The organism is Methanobacterium petrolearium, assembly GCF_017873625.1.
Classification (GTDB): Archaea; Methanobacteriota; Methanobacteria; order Methanobacteriales; family Methanobacteriaceae; genus Methanobacterium; species Methanobacterium petrolearium.
In genome coordinates this window covers 175,001-192,643 of the sequence record NZ_JAGGKL010000006.1, presented here as the reverse complement: position 1 = coordinate 192,643, position 17,643 = coordinate 175,001, and the positions used below count along the sequence as shown (strand labels likewise).

Here is a 17,643-nt window from a genome sequence, read left to right as displayed (position 1 = left end):
TTTTTCTAATCCCTCCGATTTTTCGGAGGACCATAGAAGAAATTATTTTTTAAAATTTTTTTGTTGTTTTATGTTTTGATAAATTGGCAAAATTTTATTATAATTTATTTAATAGTGATTAAAATCGTTTTAGTTTAATTAAACAGGTGTTTCTGATGAAAGTTGAAGAATATCTAAAAGAAGCTCTTAAGCACGGAAAAGTTCACCTTACCCTTTTAGATCCCGAGGATCAAGATCCAGAAAAAGCCCTGGAAATTGCCACAGAAGCCGTTGCTGGAGGATCTGATGGTATTATGTTAGGAGGATCCACCACTGATTCCCAAGAACTTGATGAAACAGCTAAACTACTTCAAAAAAATCTGGATGTTCCAATTATTCTCTTTCCAGGTAACACCACTGGTGTAAGTGCCTATGCAGATGCCATATTTTTCATGAGTCTTTTAAACTCCAATAACCCTTACTGGATTATAGGTGCCCAGGCTTTAGGAGCCCCCAAAATCAAAAAAATTGGTATAGAAACTATCCCCATGGGATATCTGATTGTTGAACCCGGAGAAACGGCAGGATGGGTTGGAGATGCCAAGTTAATCCCTCGCAGGAAGCCAGATCTTGCAGTGGCCTATGCTATGGCAGCTGAATTCATGGGAATGAGACTATTTTATTTGGAAGCCGGTTCTGGAGCAGCAGAGATCATTCCTGCAGAGATGATTCAGAAGGTTAAGATGTACACCAATCACATGGTAATTGTGGGTGGGGGTATCAGAACTGGAGAAGCCGCTCAGAAGGTAGCTCAGGCTGGTGCTGATATCATTGTAACTGGTACTGTGGTGGAAAACACATCCCATATCAAAGAAAAGATCTCTGAGATTGTAGAAGGCATTAAATCAGTTCAATGATTATTCTTTTTTAAATTTTTATACTTTTCAAAATCCCTTTTTTATATTATATTGTTAGCAATTTTTATCAGAGGAATTATTTTATCAGAGGCATCATATTAAAATTATTTAGAAAATTATAATAGAAAAATTATATTTTAAATAAATCTATAACTTCATGTAAGAGGTGAATAGTATGTGTGATTCAAATGGATACGATTTCATAGCCAATAAATTAAAGGAACATTTAAATCTTGAAAAATCTCCGGTTGCCATAAAATTTGTTTTAAGGGAAGAAGATGTCCCTGAAGGTGTTGCGAAAATGGATGGAAAAATGCGACACTGTGAACTGGTACAAAAAGCTAGCCAGGGAGATATTTTTTATGCCACAGCTGAAGAACAGATGTGTAAAGGAGGATCTGCTGCTCTGGGTCTCGAAGAACCACCTGAAAAGATTAAAACAGGAGAATTCTACTATGGATTAGGACGTTTCTCCAGTGTGGGATCCGCTAGAACCACCATGAAAGCCATACCTAAAGTTGACACCAGGATGTATGCCTTGGTATACGCACCACTGGAAAAGGCTAATTTTGATCCAGATGTCATAGTTATCATCGCCAACCCGGCTCAGGCTATGATACTTTCACAAGCTCTGGTTTACACCATGGGTGGAAGAGTAGAGGTTGATTTTGCTGGAATCCAATCAATATGTGCAGATGCTGTTGCAGGGCCATTCACACGCCGTCAGCCTAACATCACCCTGGGATGCAGTGGTTCCAGACAATATGCTGATGTAAAAGATGATGAAGTTATCATCGGCCTTACTGGAGAAAATATTGGCTGTGTGGTTAATGCACTGGAGAATATGAGTTAAAACATATTTTCCATTTTTTTTATTCCATTTTATTAGTGTTATCCTAAATACATCCTAAAAATGAGTTATTTCAGTGTTATTTGTTTTTATATTTATTCCATTTTTTCTAAAACTTTAAGATAATCATCATAACGGTTGATATTAATTAATTCTAATTCATTTTGTCCATGTACTCCATAAAGTGACACTCCATCTGCAACCATCTTCCTGAGGATTGGGTTCAAATTATCATCTTCACCGTGGAGGTACTGTTCAAGCAGTAAACAATGACATGCAAAAGGCATTCCCAACCCTTTAGCACTATCCAAGTATCCAGTTTTTCCACGGGCAAGGATAGATACAGAATTCTCTGGTTCTGGACATCTTAAAAGTTGATTCACCAGGTTTTGCATAGTTTCCGTGGTTACTGTGGGTTGGTCCCCTGCCAAACAGAGACAGTAATCATATTTTGCATTTAAAACACCGTTAACTAGGGTTTGAGATAATTCCACATTAACGTCGGGATTTTCAATTATTTTGAGTCTTGGATCTTCTATATGTTCCAATGCAGAATATAATTCATCCATGAAATGTCCTAAAACAACCACACATTCTTTTATTTCTGTCTGAAGTGCTTTTTTAACAGTGTAATTTATGATATGTTCACCGTTGATTTTAAAAAGAAGTTTATGCTGAATATCCATCCCTTTACTTTGAAGATCTTCTCTCATCCGCCGATTTTTCCCGGCTGCAGTGACAATGCATGAAACATCTACATTATGAATTTTAATGGGCTTTTTCATAAGTTTATCTCCTAAAAAATGAAATGGGAAAATAAATAAAGAGCTAAGTAAGTTTAACCACTCTACCGTAGACTACCAGTCCGGCTCCGCTTCCTTCAGTCCACATCACAATTTTTATAGGATAATCATTGGTGTTGTATACTTTAACTCCCACAGTGGGGCTGGTATCATAAGCTACGGACAATTCTCCCCATAAAATTCCACTGGGTAAAGGTAAACCTGAACCGGTAGTAGCGCCTCGCAGTGCTCTGGCAGCTGGACAGACTCCATGGGTTGCATATCCGCCAGTGGCGTTAGGATCAGGGCAAGGATCGAAACCAATATTCTCTTTTCCACTAGATCCAGTTTTAGGAGGTATTATTGTACCATTCCATGCCATAGCGAATGCTTTAGCATTATAAGCCCGGGAATAATCTCCATATTCTGGATAAGAACCTAAAGATTGAGAATAAGTTATAGTAACGTTCTCAGTGTGGTTTCCCATATAAGCCATAACTGGAGATCCACCTGGATAATTTTTCATGTAGGTCACTACAGACTCTCCGAAAAAGGTTTCAATCTGGTCAGGGGTGACTTGGTTTCTACCATCATTGAATCCGGCGAGTGAATAATCTAAATAGATGTAATTTCCTACATTTGCTTTATTGTACCAATTCTTAAATGTGGTAATGGAAACATAATCCTGGGGGATGGTATTGTTGTTAATATCAGATTCAGCTACTTCCTTTATGACTTTTCCTGATGTTCCACCATTTCTTATTTCTACACCATTTTCAGTTTTCACCCCTACGGTGTATCCAGTTTTATAAGCCCATACAAATGTTTGTGGCGGGTTAACCACCAGTTGCTGACCCTTAACACTCAGAAAACCAGGGCCTTCAAATCCTTGGGCCACTCCCTGTGGGGATATGCTGCCACTGGCCATTTGAGAAATGGGGGTTTCCAAAGCTCCGGTTAATAGTCCGTTTATAATCGGTAGATATTTTTCTTCTTGGAACAAACTCATTAAATATTCTGGATGATATATGACCGGCACTTTCCTGATTTTAGCATCATCAATCACCTTCATACCGGTTAGCACTGTATCTCCAATGGACATAGATGTGATTTCTTCTGGTTTTTGTGCAGGAAAATAGTTATCGATGGTATTCCCAACATAATTAAAACTGATTATCAGTATTATCAAAACAACAAAGGCCAGTATCGGATTTAACAAAGATCTGCGCATTTTTTAATCCCCCATAATTTATTTTTTTTTTTATTTAGCCGAAATGGCCTCCTTTAAACTTTCAGTTATTTCTATAATTTTACGTTGACCATTACCACCAATGAATACATTTGGATACCTTTCTGAGCATTCAAGAGCAAATTTCACAACATCATCCACATCAGTCAGGACTAAAACCTTCCCTTTGTAATTTTCTTCTTCTAAGATTTTTTGCGCATCCTCAAGAGTATCATCAAGTCCAGGGAAAATGGCAATGATCTTAGATTTTCTTTTAGAAACTTCTCGGAAAATGTCTAAACGACATATTTCTCCCTTACGCGGAGTTCCCAGTATTATTACAGGGAATTCGGCCTCTTCAAGTACAGCTACTGTCGCATCAACGTTATCAGTTTTTCCAACCACTATTTTAGAGTGGGGAAAATCAATAATTGCTGATCTCCCGGGTAAAACATGGAACTGTTTAAGGGCCCTTTTGATGATTTCATCTGATATTCCTAATATTTCGGCTGTTTTTTTGGCTGCACCAGCATTTTTCAGATTGAATTTTCCGAATAAGTTCAATTCATAGGGAATTTTCGTAAAAAAATGAGTTTTCACTGTTTCGTCAATTAACTCGGTGAAAATTTCATCTTCCTGGTTTAAAACAAGTTTTTTTCCTTTAACAAACTTTGCAAGGGATTTCAAATAGTTTTCAAGTGATTGATGTACTTCCAGGTGATCTCTACCTATATTGGTCACCACAACCAAGTCAAAATCAAATGCATTTTGACAGAAATCCAGGGTCATATCGCAGACTTCTACCAGTAAAATGTCATAATTAGATGATTCAGCTTCTAGAATGACTTCAGTGTAACCTTTAAATCCTCCACCTGCATTTCCACCAGTGAGAACCTTCATACCAGCTTTTTGCAGTATACTTGAAATCATCATGGTGGTGGTAGTTTTACCATTGGTACCAGTTACCCCTATGGTGAACTGGGGTCGTTCTAGAGTAATAATATCAGATAATAGTTTTCCACTTGTTTTGAATTTCTGGAAATCATGATGATGCCATAAACCTGGGCTTAAAACAACTGCATCACAATTTTCTATTTTATCAAAATCATGAAATCCCAGATCAACATCCAGATTGTCATCAGACTCTAATTCAATATCATGATTAACATCAGAAGCATAAACAGCATAACCATGATTTAGAAGGGATCGAACGGCATTAATGCCTTCTACACCCAGCCCAATCACAGCAACCTTCATACTAACTACCATTACTCTTATTTCTAAACAGTATCATTTATTAACATGCTTAAAAATATTTTGACAATTTAGTATATAACTCTAACTCATGTATCTCCTTCACAGTTCAATAATCATTTTACTGTAATATATGGTCATTTTAGAGTAGATAGTACTTTAATTTCCCAATAAACATTTATAATAATGCATGATTTGAAAAAATTGTTACAAAATCATCAATTTTCCAGTTTATCTGTTGTATTACTACTTTTTTTGAAACTGACATTTTTTTAGGTAACCATCCCATAAAGCATATAACAATATAAACAATATCAACAATATCTTCAAATCAATAATAGGATAGGATAAAATCAGATATTAGAGAATAGATGGAATGTATGAAGTATTAAATTAGGTTGATGTTAAGTTTGATAGTTTGTTTAATCTATATCTAGTATAAGGTGGCGCTCATGAACACAATGAAAGATCTCTCTGAGAAAATAGTAAAACGCATAGAAGACATTGCCCAACCAGTAAAAATAATGCATGTATGTGGGTCACATGAACACACCATCATGCAGTATGGTTTAAGATCATTATTACCTAAAGAGGTGGAAGTAGTTGCCGGCCCAGGATGTCCGGTTTGCTGTGTTCCAGCACGTGAAGTAGAAGAATGTCTGGAACTGGCCAGACAAGGGGTTACCATAGCCACATTTGGTGACATGTTAAGGGTGCCTGGTGGAACAGGATCCCTGGCTGATGCAAAAGCCGAAGGAGCTGATGTTAGAATCGTTTACGGAGTTAATAATGCCGTAGAACTAGCTCAAAAAATTGATAATGAAGTGGTGTTCATGGCTGCAGGGTTCGAAACCACAGCACCCACTACCGCAGCAGAGTTAGTTTCAAATCCTCCCGAAAACTTCTCAGTCTTATCATGTCATCGGTTAATACCTCCAGCTCTGGAATTCCTTATAAAATCAGGAGAAGTGAATCTTAACGCCCTCATAGAGCCGGGACATGTCTCAACTATCATTGGAACCAAACCCTATAATATATTCTCAGAAAAATATGGAATTCCACAGGTTGTAACAGGTTTCAACCCTATGGATGTTCTCATAGCTGTTTACTTAATACTGAAACAACTTGACGAGGGCAAAGCCAAAGTTCAAAATGAATATAAACGTGCAGTCCGGGAAGAAGGTAATATAAAAGCCCAAGAACTCCTTAAAGAAGTTTTTTACATCACAACTAATGAATGGAGAGGATTCCCACCCATACCCAACTCAGTTATGGACATAAAAGATGAATTCTCCCATCACAATGCCAGAGAAAAATTTGACATTGAAGTTGGCACTATTCCAGAAGTAGTTACTGGCTGCATCTGCGGAGCCATACTAAGAGGAGTGGCTAGACCTGAAGATTGTAAACTATTCCGTAATGAATGTAACCCCACCAACCCTATAGGGGCATGTATGGTGAGTAAAGAAGGAACTTGTAACATAGCCCACCGTTATGGTTCCTTTTAATAGATTAAATCAATATTTATGTTTCATCAGAACCCATTAAAATTAAAATACAATTATTGGGGACCTATATTTGAATTTCCATCATATCTTCGATGGAATATTCCAGGGGAGTGGTGATAACTTGATTAAAGCGATAGCCGTGGATGTTGATGGTACCATAACTGATAGTAAGAGAAGGTTATGTTGCAGTGCATTGGAATCTCTTCGAAACGCCGAAGAAAAAGGCATTCCTGTTATAATAGTCACGGGAAACATTCTCCCAGTCACTAAAACTCTTTCCATATTTATTGGCACATCAGGAGGTTTAGTGGCAGAAAACGGAGGAGTCATTGAATCAACCAAGGGAAGGCAGATTCTGGGAGACATTGAAAAATGCAAAGTTGCCTATCAATTTTTAAAAGAAAAATATCCCCTTGAAAAAGTGGATTTTTCAGATCAAAGGGTTTCAGAAATAGCGATTTACCGAACCCTTCCTGTGACAACAGTAAAAGATCATCTCAAAGATTTTGATGTGAGTATATATGACACCAAATTTGCACTGCACATCACCGATCCAACAGTAAACAAAGGTTCATCCTTGATGCGCGTAGCTCGTGATATTGGTGTAAAACCACAGGAGATCATGGCTGTGGGTGATAGTGAAAATGACCTGGAATTTCTGAAGGTTGCAGGTTTGAAAGTGGCAGTGGCCAATGCAGAACCTGAACTTAAGGACATAGCAGACTATGTTACCAAAAAACCATATGGAAATGGAGTTAAAGAAGCATTAGAGAGGTTTTTATCATGATGAATGATTTAGCTAACCAGACACTGGATTATGCTCTGAAAAATGCTGATCAAGCTGAAATTTACATAGAAATTACGGAAAATGCGGATGCCACTATTCAGAATGACAGGGTGGACTTTGCCAAGGAAGCATACTCCCTGGGCGTGGGTATTCGGGTCATCTGTGATGATAAGATGGGTTTCGCATACACCACACAAACTAAACTGTTAGAAAAAACAGTCAAAAAGGCAGTTTCCAATGCACATGCCAACCAGGTTGATGAAAACTTTGACTTTGCCTCCAAATCAGAATACCCCACAATAAAGGGCATATATGACCCCAAATTTCAAAATCTGGAGTTGGAAGATACTATAAACCTCGGAAAATCCATGATTGCCACAGTCATTGATAACAAATGCCAACCAACATCTGGTGGAATTTCTGCTGGCTGTTATAAAACTTTACTCATCAATTCTGAGAGCACGCACTGTGAAGATGTTTCTACTTATTTTTCTGGTTTCATAGCTGTCAATGTACCTGACGGAGAGGGTGTTTCCACAGCCAGTGAATCTGACTCATCCAGGAAACTGGACATAGATCCGGAAAAAATAGCTAATAAAGCATGTGAAATAGCTTTAAATTCCAGGGGAGGAAAAACAGTTGAAACTGGAGATATGAAAGTTTTATTGGACCATCATGCTGCCTCAGGTCTCCTGTCCACATTTTCACAGGCCATCCATGGGGATAATGTGCAGAGGGGTAGATCTATATATGCTGACAGGATGGAAAAGGAAGTTTCATCCCACTCACTTAACATATACGACGATGGAACTATCAAGGGGGGTCTTAACTCTTCTAGTGGTGATGGAGAGGGAACACCCAGCCAGAAAACGGTTATCATAGAGGATGGAATTCTTAAAAACTTCATTTATGACATTCACACAGCCAACAAGGGAAAAATCCAGAGTACTGGTAATGGGATGCGAGCATCATTCACAGACATGCCAGCTGTAGGTCTTTCCAACCTGGTTGTGGATTTCAAAGAATGTGAAGAGCTTTCAGAAATAAAAAATGGAATATTAGTAACCGATGTTCTGGGGGCGCACACTGCCAACCCCATATCCGGAGATTTTTCAGTAGAAGCCATGAATGCCTTTAAAATTGAGAAAGGAGAAATAGCATACCCAGTAAAGAAGGCGATGCTTTCCGGGAATATATTTTCCATATTGAAAGATGCCACAGCAGCATCACAAAAAAAGAGACAATTAGGACCTTTTATCTTACCTTCCATAAATGCGTCCAATTTAAGAGTAGTGGGATAATAGTGGTATGATAAGTGGTGCACTGTTAAAGGTCATTTAAGTGGAAAAAATGACTAATCAAACCATCAAACATGTTCTTTCAAATTATCTGGCGGTAATGACTAACCAGCAACTATCAAGGTGTAAAGTAGCTTTTTTTATGGATGCAAAAGACAGTGATGATGAAGAACATCTTTGGAGGGAGCATGAACATCTAAAGAAGGATTTCAATCAATTTTATAAAGAACGGTCTTCTTTGGATCAACATGTTGTTGAAAAGATAGCAGACACCCTTAGATCTAATAAAACAGAACCTTTTTTCTCTTACCTTGATCTTAAAGTTAAACTCGCCGAGAAAATTTTTCATCACTGCAATTTCTGCGAAAAAGCATGTGAAGTGAACCGAAATCTTGAAAAAGGATGTTGTGGGGTGAAAAATCCTTTAATCGCATCTGAATTCCTGCATGTGGGTGAAGAACCAGTATTGGTACCCAGTCACACTGTATTCTTTGCAGGGTGCAATTTTAACTGTGTATACTGTCAAAATTGGGATATAAGCCAGCAACCAACCAGGGGCATCAGTGTGGAAGCTAAAAACCTTGCCCTGATCATTGAAAAGAGAATAAATGAAGGTTCTCGTAATGTCAATTTTGTGGGAGGTGACCCCACCCCCAACCTTCATTACATACTTCGCACCATGCAACTGGTAAGGAAGAACATCCCTGTAATTTGGAACAGTAACATGTATCTCTCTGAGGATGCCATGCACCTTCTGGATGGTTTTGCTGATCTTTACCTCACAGATTTCAAATATGGTAACAATGAATGTGCCCAGCGACTTTCCAGTATTCCTGATTATATGGAGGTGGTGGAAAGGAATCATAAAATGGCCTGGGAGGCAGGAGATATAATAATCAGACATTTAGTCCTGCCTAATCATGTGGAATGTTGTTCAAAACCTCTCCTAAGGTGGATATCTCAAAATTTGGGTCGAGAAGTGGTGTTGAACATTATGGGACAGTACCATCCTGTGTACCATGCTGATAAATATGAAGAGATCTCCAGACTCCCAACTTATGGTGAAGTTGGTGAAGTAATTGACTATGCTAAGGGTGTAGGGTTTAAAAATTTACTATAGTTAATATGCTGGTACATAAAATGTAAATAAAATTTTATTCATGAAATTAAATGAAGTTCTATTCCTGATCTAGGTTTACTCCTGTGGATTATTTTAGAATTTTAAAGAATAAATTTATTATTTGAGATAAGATGTGTTACAATATTAATGGTGTGTGATGTTTTATGGAAGAAAACAAGCAAAAATTGGCAGATGAGATTTTTAATGACATTAAACGAGATTATGGGGATGTGGAAAAGTTTGTTATGGAAGATGGGGATGAACCAGTTTTCTGTATCTATGCTGATGACGACCTTCTCTGGAAAATATTCGAAGACTGGATGGATGAGGTTTCCAGTATAGAGTTCAATGCCGGGGCAAATGAGGCACATTATCTGAGGGTTATACCTTAACCTTCAATTGAATTAATCCAGTCTAATTTTCATTTTAGTCTAATTTTCATTTTAGTCTAATTTTCATTTTGGTATAAATTTTATTCTAGCGTAGTTTTGCCTTTTTTTAATCTTAAAGGCCCTTAATAAATTCAATTATGGCGTTAATGGTCTGTTTTTGCTGTTCTTCCCGGGTGATGGTGCTGTTGTTATCACCGGCCTGAACTCCATAATCACCAAAATTGTAGTGATTACCTCCCTCAATGGTGATGAAAGTGGTGTTTTTTGGGAATTTATCAAGATTTCCTGAGATATCCTCTTCCAGGATTACATTATCCAGAGATCCTCTAATGGACAGAGCTTTGAAGGTGGCATTTGATGCATTTGATGGTGGATAGGCAGCTAAATAAATAACTCCTTTAATTTTATCCTGATGATTTACCGCATATTCAGATGCATAAACACCCCCCAGCGAATGACCCATCATTACCCATGAATCTATTTCTGTGTGATTTTCAATGACATCATCTGCTTTATCCGTACCAAAAAATGCTAAATTAAATGGCATTTTTGCAATTATAATGGTATAATCATTTTCCGCCAATTTAGAAGCTATTACAGAGTAAGATTCTGCTTGTACTTTGCCTCCTGGATAAAATATTATTCCAGTGGTGCTCTTGTTACCAGCCGGAGTGAATGTAATAAAATCACCTGTATTTTGTACACTGTAGGCTTCAGTTGAGTTTAATGCCGCTAAAGCATTTGCATCGGCATGATAATAATCGGAAACATAATAGATAAAAGCACTTGCTGTAATTACGGCAACTACTACGAGCGTGATTACGATTATTTTCTTTTTAGATGGGGATTCATTCATTTAAATGACCGTTTATAGATTTATTAAAAAAATAAGATTTTAATCTAGCCTTCTGCCAGATCATCCTTTCAATCTCCCAATCCTGGTGTCACGGTGCGAAAATTCCTATAAATGTTAGCCACGCCAGTGCAGTTTTTGCAATTAAACTGAGGATTATGTACACCCGTTCACCATAGAGGTAATCCTTCCATTTACCAACGCCTTTATACTGTAGAACCATGTTAATGGAGAAGGTGTTGAACATGATAAAGTATACGAGCAATATGGCGTAAACGAAATCTGGTGGATTTGTTTCGGTTGATCCCACTGCTGCTACGAAATAGGCTGCTAAAACAATCCATGGGGCGAATCCGGAAAGACATCCCACTAGATATGCGGACCAATCCGTTTTTTTGGTGTAATAGTTGATCTTCTCCATCAAAAAGCCGCACATGATCATCACGGCATTCAGGACAAAGATCATTACCAGAGACCATAAATCCCAAACACCTACGAAGGTCGCGATTATCACCAGCATAATGGAGCTGGAGAAGAAATATTCATACCAACGGTAGGGGTTCATACCCTTTTTCAGGTTCTCATTGTAGTTTTTGGTTTTTACAAAGGCAATAGCAAAATGGGCAATGGCGGAAATCAATAAGAATGAGGAAAGAATCACTCCTAGGTAGCTAACAGTAAATGCAACCGTTGGATCTGGAACGATCTGAGCTTCAAAAGGTTTTAATGATATTATTGTGAATTTAAGGTAGAAAGTGTAGATATCCTGGGTCCATGTCAACCATAAACCCAAGGCGATCATTATAATTCCCTGGATTAAGTGCAGTGAACCAGCAGCAATGTTAAGTTTTCTCAACCCTTCAAAACTAATAGGTGACTTGGCAATAAGTTCTTTTCTTAGTTCATTATTCATTATCATTCCCCCCTTGTTACTATAATATTTGTCCGATAGAGTTATTATATTGTAGAGATCTTGCAAATTGTTTGAAAAAAATAAGCTGGTACACATCTACATGAGTAGCGATCCACATTGGTATACTTTCAATGAAAATATTATTTTATCATATTTTCTTTATTTCTACTGGAAAACCATTTATGTAACTTTAGAGAAAATATTAATCAAATTATAGTATACAAAGGTAACAGGACCTTTAAAACAACCGCAAGCCAATCATGTTGTTGAAAAATAAAGGATATGATATGATCACAGTGGCATGTGATAGAAAAAGTTCCATAACATCCATGATGGCACACAATCCCTAGAAAAACATATCCATTAAATGGGAATATCTCCGTTTTTTTAAAAAAAGATGGGATTGTAGTAAAATGAAAAAACAGTTAGATTTATAGAATTATTAGTGATGGCTTTGTCATGATGAAATTGCACATGAATAGGTGGTTAATAATAGGAATTAGCAACGTAAATTTGATTATGCGGTGATCAAGCCGAGGTTCGCTATGAAATGTGAAAATTGTGGTACTAAAGTTCGTAAATGGGACACATATTGTCCTAAATGTGGAATGGAACTATCAACCTCTGAATACAAACCCTTGAAGAACAAGTATCTTAGGGGAGAATACCATGAGCAAAGGGAAGTTCCCACTGAACCATATGATCTAGATGAAGACTATTCTGCCGCCAAATATTATGATGATACCTATCAGAATGAGGATAATTATTCTGATAAGGACCATAATCAACAAAATCCTGATAACAATTACCAGTACAATCAGGACAGAGATTATAAGCAGGATAACCAGGATAACCCTTATAAAAAAAATAAATCTTATAAGAATAAACCTTATAAAGAGAAATATAATCAAAACAGAGATTATCAGCAGAACTATAATCCTAACGGATATAAAAAGAAAAAATACCGTGGTTATGATCTAGATGAGTATTATGGGACTGAAGAAAAAGGAAGTTCCATTTGGGGAACTATTTTCCTCTTACTGGTAATAGCACTCTTATTTGGTTTTGTAATTGGAATCATATTCTTTTCCACTAAAATATAGGCTTTTCTACAACATATAAAATATTAATAGCCATATAAATAGTAAAAACAATATGCAAACAGTGAAAACAAGTAGTATAAAAAAAGATTATAGTTAGGTTAACATTTACTTTTTTTATCTAAAACTATTCAAATTGTTAATATGAATATTCTTATAACTGGCCCTCCCGGTGTGGGTAAAACCACGGTTTTAGAAGAGATTAAAAAAACCTTAACTTCTAAAGGTTATTCTGTTGGGGGTATTTACTGTCCTGAAATAAGAGAAAAGGGTAAAAGAACTGGTTTTAATATTATTGACATTGCCTCGGGTAGAAAGGGAGTATTGGCCAGTACCCACCTTCATAACCATATTCAAGGCCCAAAAGTTGGTAAATACACTGTAAATCTGGATGATATTATAGAAATTGGTATAACTGCCATTGAAAATGCAATAGGGACGTTAAATTATATTTTCATTGATGAAATCGCACCTATGGAACTGAAAAGTGCAGATTTTCCTCAAGCTGTTTGGAAGGCAATGGATAGTCAAAAAACAGTAATTGCAGTAATTCATCAACGTTCCCAGCACCCATTTATTTTGAAGGTTAAAAATAGGGAAGATGTGAAAATTTTCCATATAACCTCAGAAAATAGGGATTCTATAACTGAAAAGATACTTGAATCCTTAGATAAATTGCCTTAGGGGAAATTATATCCTTAGGATATCATTAGGGGAAATTATATCCTTAGAATCCTAAGGATAGGATATGGGTATTAGGTGGACAGTACAAAATAAGTGAAAATTTCAGATATTTTAGGTTATCCAACAAAGGTTATCCAACGATAAATTCGCCATTTATAATCCTGTTTTTAAGTTCACGCGCCAGTTCACGGGCACGTTTAATATCCGACTGACGACAGATAACATCCAACGTTTTAATCTCACCTTTCCAATCCATGGAGACGGTACCGGTTTCCATCTGGAAAGAACTGAAGGGACAGGAATAAACACACATCCCACAGCCAAAGCACCGGACTTTATTCAGTTCATGGTTCTGGAAGGCTTTTGTAGGACATCTATCTTCAACCAGACAGGTTTCACACCTCTGACAAAGACTTTCTTCATAAGTAGGTCTTTCATCAACATCTCTCCACACACCATAATCGGTTTGGCTCAAAACGCTGTGACGTCCCCTTATATCCGCGATGGGAAGAGAAATGTCTTCATTTTTAACGAAGGTATGTTGGAGTATGTTATCATCCAGGACTGGTATGGCCGTGGCCACACTATTGTAAACCTCAGGACCAGCTCCGGTACGAAAACCACCAATATAATGGGGGTCCATTTCTTTCATATCTGCAGTTATCATCATATTTGGCTTTTCAGGACTGCTTCTTGTTCCAGTGCCAATGAACAATCCTTCAGAATTATTAATGAGTAATTTGCTGCCTTTATGGATGGAATTTAGTTGGGGATCGTTTTGTAAGGGGTTAAGCTCCCCGCAACCAGAGAATGTAATTCCTTTAAAGGGTCCATCCATTTTCACAGCATTGAATATGGATTTAACAGATTCAGGAGATGGATTTACAAAGGCAGTGTAATTCTTAAATGCAGAACGGGTTCCAATCAGTTGGGCAGTTCCAAAATCATTTAATGTGGCAGTTGATTTCATGATATTACCTTCAAAATCTTCTGCTTCAATTTCAATTTCTTTCCCACTAACCAGTTCCTTGAAGAGGAATCCTCCACCATACTGGGGGTCGTTTATGCTATGGGCAGTTCCATAAATCATCAAATCAACTGAACCCAACCATTCATTGGGACAGGGCCCAGGGAAGCCTGGAACGCCATTTAAAAGTATACTTTTGGCTTTCTTGAAAGTTCCTGGTTCTGCGACAGGGATGTGGAAGATGGCTGCGGTTCCAGACATTATACCACAGGTACCAGTGGTCACCACATCAACATCTTCGGCAGTGGGTTCATCACCCCCCATCACCAGCTGGGTTACTTCTTCAGCAGTGAGGATGTTGGCTTTGCCATCTTTGATTTTATGGTTAATCTGTTGGATTGTTTTTTTCAATTTATTTCACCAGATGTAAAAGATTTCCATTTTTAACTATTAAATAATTTAACTGTTAATCAATCACATTTAACTAAATCCATTAAGATTTTTCTGGGCTAACTTATCCTTCACAGTCTCACGCACAAATCTAAGGGCTTCCGGAAGTTTGTCTGCTTTTTGTCCAGCTCCTTGGGCCAGGTGAGGTTTTCCACCACCCCCACCGCCCATGATTTTAGCGGTTTCTTTGATGATTTCATTGATTTTTATGCCTCGATCAATGGCCTTGGATGATGCTGCACCTGCTATTTTCCCATCGGAATTCCCAAGGACAACCACATCCACACCACCATCATCAGTGAGTTGGGTGACCATTTTAACCAGTTCATCTATATCTGCATCAACCTCATCTGATAGGAAGGATAGTGAGTTAATAGTTTCAGTTTGGTCAGTTAATGAATCTGTTTTAAGTTTAGCTACCTGGGATTTCATTCGTTCAATCTCGTTTTTAAAGGCTTTCCACTCAGTGAAGAATCTTTCACTGGTTTTAGGCAGCTGGCTAGGTTCCACTTTAAACACAATAGCACTATCCTGAAGTAAAGCGTCATTGGTCTGCATGGATTCCACAGCAGCTTCACCCGCAGAGAATTCAAATCTTTCCACTCCATCCTGGATTCTTTCTGTTCTATTAATCTTTATAAGGCCAATCTGTCCTGTTTGATGGCAGTGTGTTCCGGCACAGGCCTGCACATCCACACCAGGAATCTGAACTACGCGGATGCTGCTTCCGGGGACCACTCCTCCCTGGTAAAGTATGAATCCGTATTTTTTCTCTGCTTCTGTACGATTCATCCACTCTACATTGACTGGAATGTTATCCATAACCCATCTATTGGCTATAAGTTCAATTTCATGGAGTTCTTCTTCACTAATACGCTGGTAGTGTGATAAATCGATCCTGGATTTTTTAACACCCTTCTGTGCTCCTGCCTGCCATATATGGTCCCCTAAAACCTTTCTGGCAGCTGCCACTAGGAGGTGAGTTGCAGTATGGTTACGTGCCAGAGAAATACGGCGGTTCCAGTCAATACTCCCCCGGAAAGAGGAACCAACCCGGTGTTTAAGTTTTTCCAGTTTCTCTTCTTTCACTTTGTGCAGAATGATTCCATCAAGCTTTTCAACATGCAGGATTCTGATCTTTTCTTCTCCAGTGTCTAAAAAGCCTACATCAGAGGGTTGTCCCCCTCCTTCAGGATAAAAGAGGGTACGATCTAGGATGATGTTATTTTCATACAATCCCAGAAATCGGGCACTGAATTCAGTTTCTTGGGGTTCATCATAGAATAATAGATCGGTTTCAGGGTAATCCAGTTCCACCGGTGCTTCCTCTTCAACCTCTTCTTCAGAATGTTGTTCTGCAACTAATGTGTAAAAGTTATCAGGTACTTTAACTGTGAAGTCCAGATCTCGGGCTATCTCTGCCACAGTATCTGGGGGAAGGCCCTGGGAATCGTAGAGTTTGACAAGTGTTTCCAGGGGCATTTCATCCTTTTTATCCTTTTTAAGATATTTGATGGTTTTTTTGACCATTTGCCGTCCTTTGCTGATGGTTTTTTGGTAACGTTTCTCTTCCAATTTGATGATTTTCAGAATGGACTCCTGATTATTCCTGATCTCAGGGTAGGTTTGGGAGAGGAAGTTAAGCTGGATATTCATTATATCCTCCAGGGACTCTTTGAGTCCTAATTTTTTAATAAAACGAATGGTCCTTCTGAGGATCAGCCTGGCCAGGTAACCTTCTTTAACGTTGGAGGGTATAACTCCGTCTGCCAGCATGAATGCCAGGCAACGGGTGTGGTCGGCAATAACGTAAATGGCTTCCATGGGTTCGGTGGCTTCTTTCAACTCTTTTAGGGTGATTCCCAGTCTTTCTGCCACTCTGGAACGCAGGGTTTTCAGATCAGCTATGTCTTCAATATCCATCATACCAGCTACTTGGGCATTTTCTCCCAGTATACGATGGTTGAGTTTGACTCCTGCCATTTCTTGGAGTTCTTTTATAACTGGTCCGAAGGATGCATCATAGGCAGTGGGTGTGCCCTGAGAAATCCAGGCAAACCTTTCTAATCCGTAACCAGTATCAACAATTTTTAAGGGGATTTCTTCCTTTTCTCCCCCTGGTAATGTACGGTATTGGATGAAAACCAGGGTGGCCAGTTCCACTCCTCTGACACAGACTTCATAACAGGGTCCTGCATTGCCTCCTCCTTCCCACCATGATTCAATGAAGGTAATTTCTTTTTCATCTATTCCCAGGTGGGTTATGAAGTCATGACAGTATTTAACAGTTTCATCTTGCCAGTAAACCTCGTTTTCAGAGGAATTAAAGGCATGGTGTCCTCCCATGGTGAAGCAAGTCATGTGCCTGCCTGTACGCCCAACATTATCCACATCGTTCAGGCGAATGGATGGTTGAGCCACTACAAGGGGATTGGCTGGTGGCTTAACCTGTCCGGATGTTACCCATGGCTGGAAATTGTAGATGGATGCACCTACCAGAAAAACGTCATCTCTCCATCTTTTAGCCAGGACAGGGTATCGTTTTATGGGGGTGTGACCTC

16 protein-coding genes (1 of these 16 running past the window's edge) are annotated in these 17,643 nt (G+C 38.4%); 9 read left to right on the top strand and 7 right to left on the bottom strand.

Going from position 1 to position 17,643, the window contains the following annotated elements; genetic code table 11:
- Positions 1-155 precede the first annotated feature (155 nt).
- Both J2743_RS07470 and J2743_RS07465 read left to right on the top strand, forming a co-directional pair.
- Positions 156-896 carry a phosphoglycerol geranylgeranyltransferase gene (locus tag J2743_RS07470; RefSeq protein ID WP_209625948.1) on the top strand — a complete coding sequence of 247 codons (741 nt, stop codon included), beginning with the start codon at positions 156-158 and terminating at the stop codon, positions 894-896.
- Positions 897-1,071: 175 nt separating this feature from the next.
- On the top strand, positions 1,072-1,749 hold the full coding sequence (locus tag J2743_RS07465; RefSeq protein ID WP_209625947.1) for a DUF169 domain-containing protein: 678 nt from the start codon (positions 1,072-1,074) through the stop codon (positions 1,747-1,749).
- Between the two features lie 92 nt (positions 1,750-1,841).
- Here the strand turns inward: J2743_RS07465 and J2743_RS07460 are convergent, their stop codons facing one another.
- The 3 genes from J2743_RS07460 to murD2 are packed head-to-tail and all read right to left on the bottom strand — an operon-like array spanning position 1,842 to position 5,013.
- Complete coding sequence (locus J2743_RS07460) at positions 1,842-2,531, bottom strand: Mfer334 family nucleotidyltransferase (protein WP_209625946.1); 690 nt, start codon at positions 2,529-2,531, stop codon at positions 1,842-1,844.
- Positions 2,532-2,574: 43 nt separating this feature from the next.
- Positions 2,575-3,759: an Mfer335 family protein gene (locus J2743_RS07455; RefSeq protein WP_209625945.1), complete on the bottom strand. Its 1,185-nt coding sequence runs from the start codon at positions 3,757-3,759 to the stop codon at positions 2,575-2,577.
- Between the two features lie 30 nt (positions 3,760-3,789).
- A complete protein-coding gene (murD2, locus tag J2743_RS07450; RefSeq protein WP_209625944.1) occupies positions 3,790-5,013 on the bottom strand; it encodes a pseudomurein biosynthesis peptide ligase pMurD2 in 1,224 nt (407 codons plus the stop codon).
- 458 nt (positions 5,014-5,471) lie between these two features.
- On the opposite strand from murD2, the gene hypD reads away from it, so the two are divergent.
- From hypD to J2743_RS07425, 5 genes are all read left to right on the top strand, one after another.
- Positions 5,472-6,518 (top strand): hydrogenase formation protein HypD, encoded by a 1,047-nt coding sequence (gene hypD / locus J2743_RS07445; RefSeq protein WP_209625987.1) that lies wholly within the window; start codon positions 5,472-5,474, stop codon positions 6,516-6,518.
- A gap of 121 nt (positions 6,519-6,639) precedes the next feature.
- Positions 6,640-7,305, top strand: coding sequence for a phosphoglycolate phosphatase (locus J2743_RS07440; protein WP_209625943.1), 666 nt, complete (start codon positions 6,640-6,642; stop codon positions 7,303-7,305).
- The gene (locus tag J2743_RS07435; RefSeq protein ID WP_209625942.1) at positions 7,302-8,606 is read left to right on the top strand and encodes a TldD/PmbA family protein; all 1,305 of its coding nucleotides are present in this window, start codon (positions 7,302-7,304) and stop codon (positions 8,604-8,606) included. The genes J2743_RS07440 and J2743_RS07435 overlap by 4 nt, the downstream gene beginning before the upstream one ends.
- Before the next feature lie 49 nt (positions 8,607-8,655).
- On the top strand, positions 8,656-9,723 hold the full coding sequence (locus J2743_RS07430) for a radical SAM protein (protein ID WP_245248133.1): 1,068 nt from the start codon (positions 8,656-8,658) through the stop codon (positions 9,721-9,723).
- Positions 9,724-9,887: 164 nt separating this feature from the next.
- On the top strand, positions 9,888-10,115 hold the full coding sequence (locus tag J2743_RS07425) for a hypothetical protein (protein ID WP_209625941.1): 228 nt from the start codon (positions 9,888-9,890) through the stop codon (positions 10,113-10,115).
- 112 nt (positions 10,116-10,227) lie between these two features.
- On the opposite strand, the gene J2743_RS07420 is transcribed toward J2743_RS07425, so the two are convergent.
- The gene (locus J2743_RS07420) at positions 10,228-10,971 is read right to left on the bottom strand and encodes an alpha/beta fold hydrolase (protein WP_209625940.1); all 744 of its coding nucleotides are present in this window, start codon (positions 10,969-10,971) and stop codon (positions 10,228-10,230) included.
- 88 nt (positions 10,972-11,059) lie between these two features.
- Positions 11,060-11,881, bottom strand: coding sequence for a heliorhodopsin HeR (heR, locus tag J2743_RS07415; RefSeq protein WP_209625939.1), 822 nt, complete (start codon positions 11,879-11,881; stop codon positions 11,060-11,062).
- A gap of 545 nt (positions 11,882-12,426) precedes the next feature.
- On the opposite strand from heR, the gene J2743_RS07410 reads away from it, so the two are divergent.
- Complete coding sequence (locus tag J2743_RS07410; protein ID WP_209625938.1) at positions 12,427-12,984, top strand: zinc ribbon domain-containing protein; 558 nt, start codon at positions 12,427-12,429, stop codon at positions 12,982-12,984.
- 141 nt (positions 12,985-13,125) lie between these two features.
- Positions 13,126-13,665 carry an NTPase gene (locus tag J2743_RS07405; protein ID WP_209625937.1) on the top strand — a complete coding sequence of 180 codons (540 nt, stop codon included), beginning with the start codon at positions 13,126-13,128 and terminating at the stop codon, positions 13,663-13,665.
- Between the two features lie 130 nt (positions 13,666-13,795).
- Here J2743_RS07405 and J2743_RS07400 read toward each other — a convergent pair whose 3' ends face one another.
- The gene (locus J2743_RS07400) at positions 13,796-15,043 is read right to left on the bottom strand and encodes a methanogenesis marker 16 metalloprotein (RefSeq protein WP_209625936.1); all 1,248 of its coding nucleotides are present in this window, start codon (positions 15,041-15,043) and stop codon (positions 13,796-13,798) included.
- A 69-nt stretch (positions 15,044-15,112) separates the two neighbouring features.
- Positions 15,113-17,643, bottom strand: partial view of an alanine--tRNA ligase gene (gene alaS, locus J2743_RS07395; RefSeq protein WP_209625935.1) — the 3' portion only. 208 nt of this gene lie beyond the right edge of the window; 2,531 of the gene's 2,739 nt are visible here — the last part of the coding sequence; its start codon lies beyond the right edge, outside the window; its stop codon occupies positions 15,113-15,115.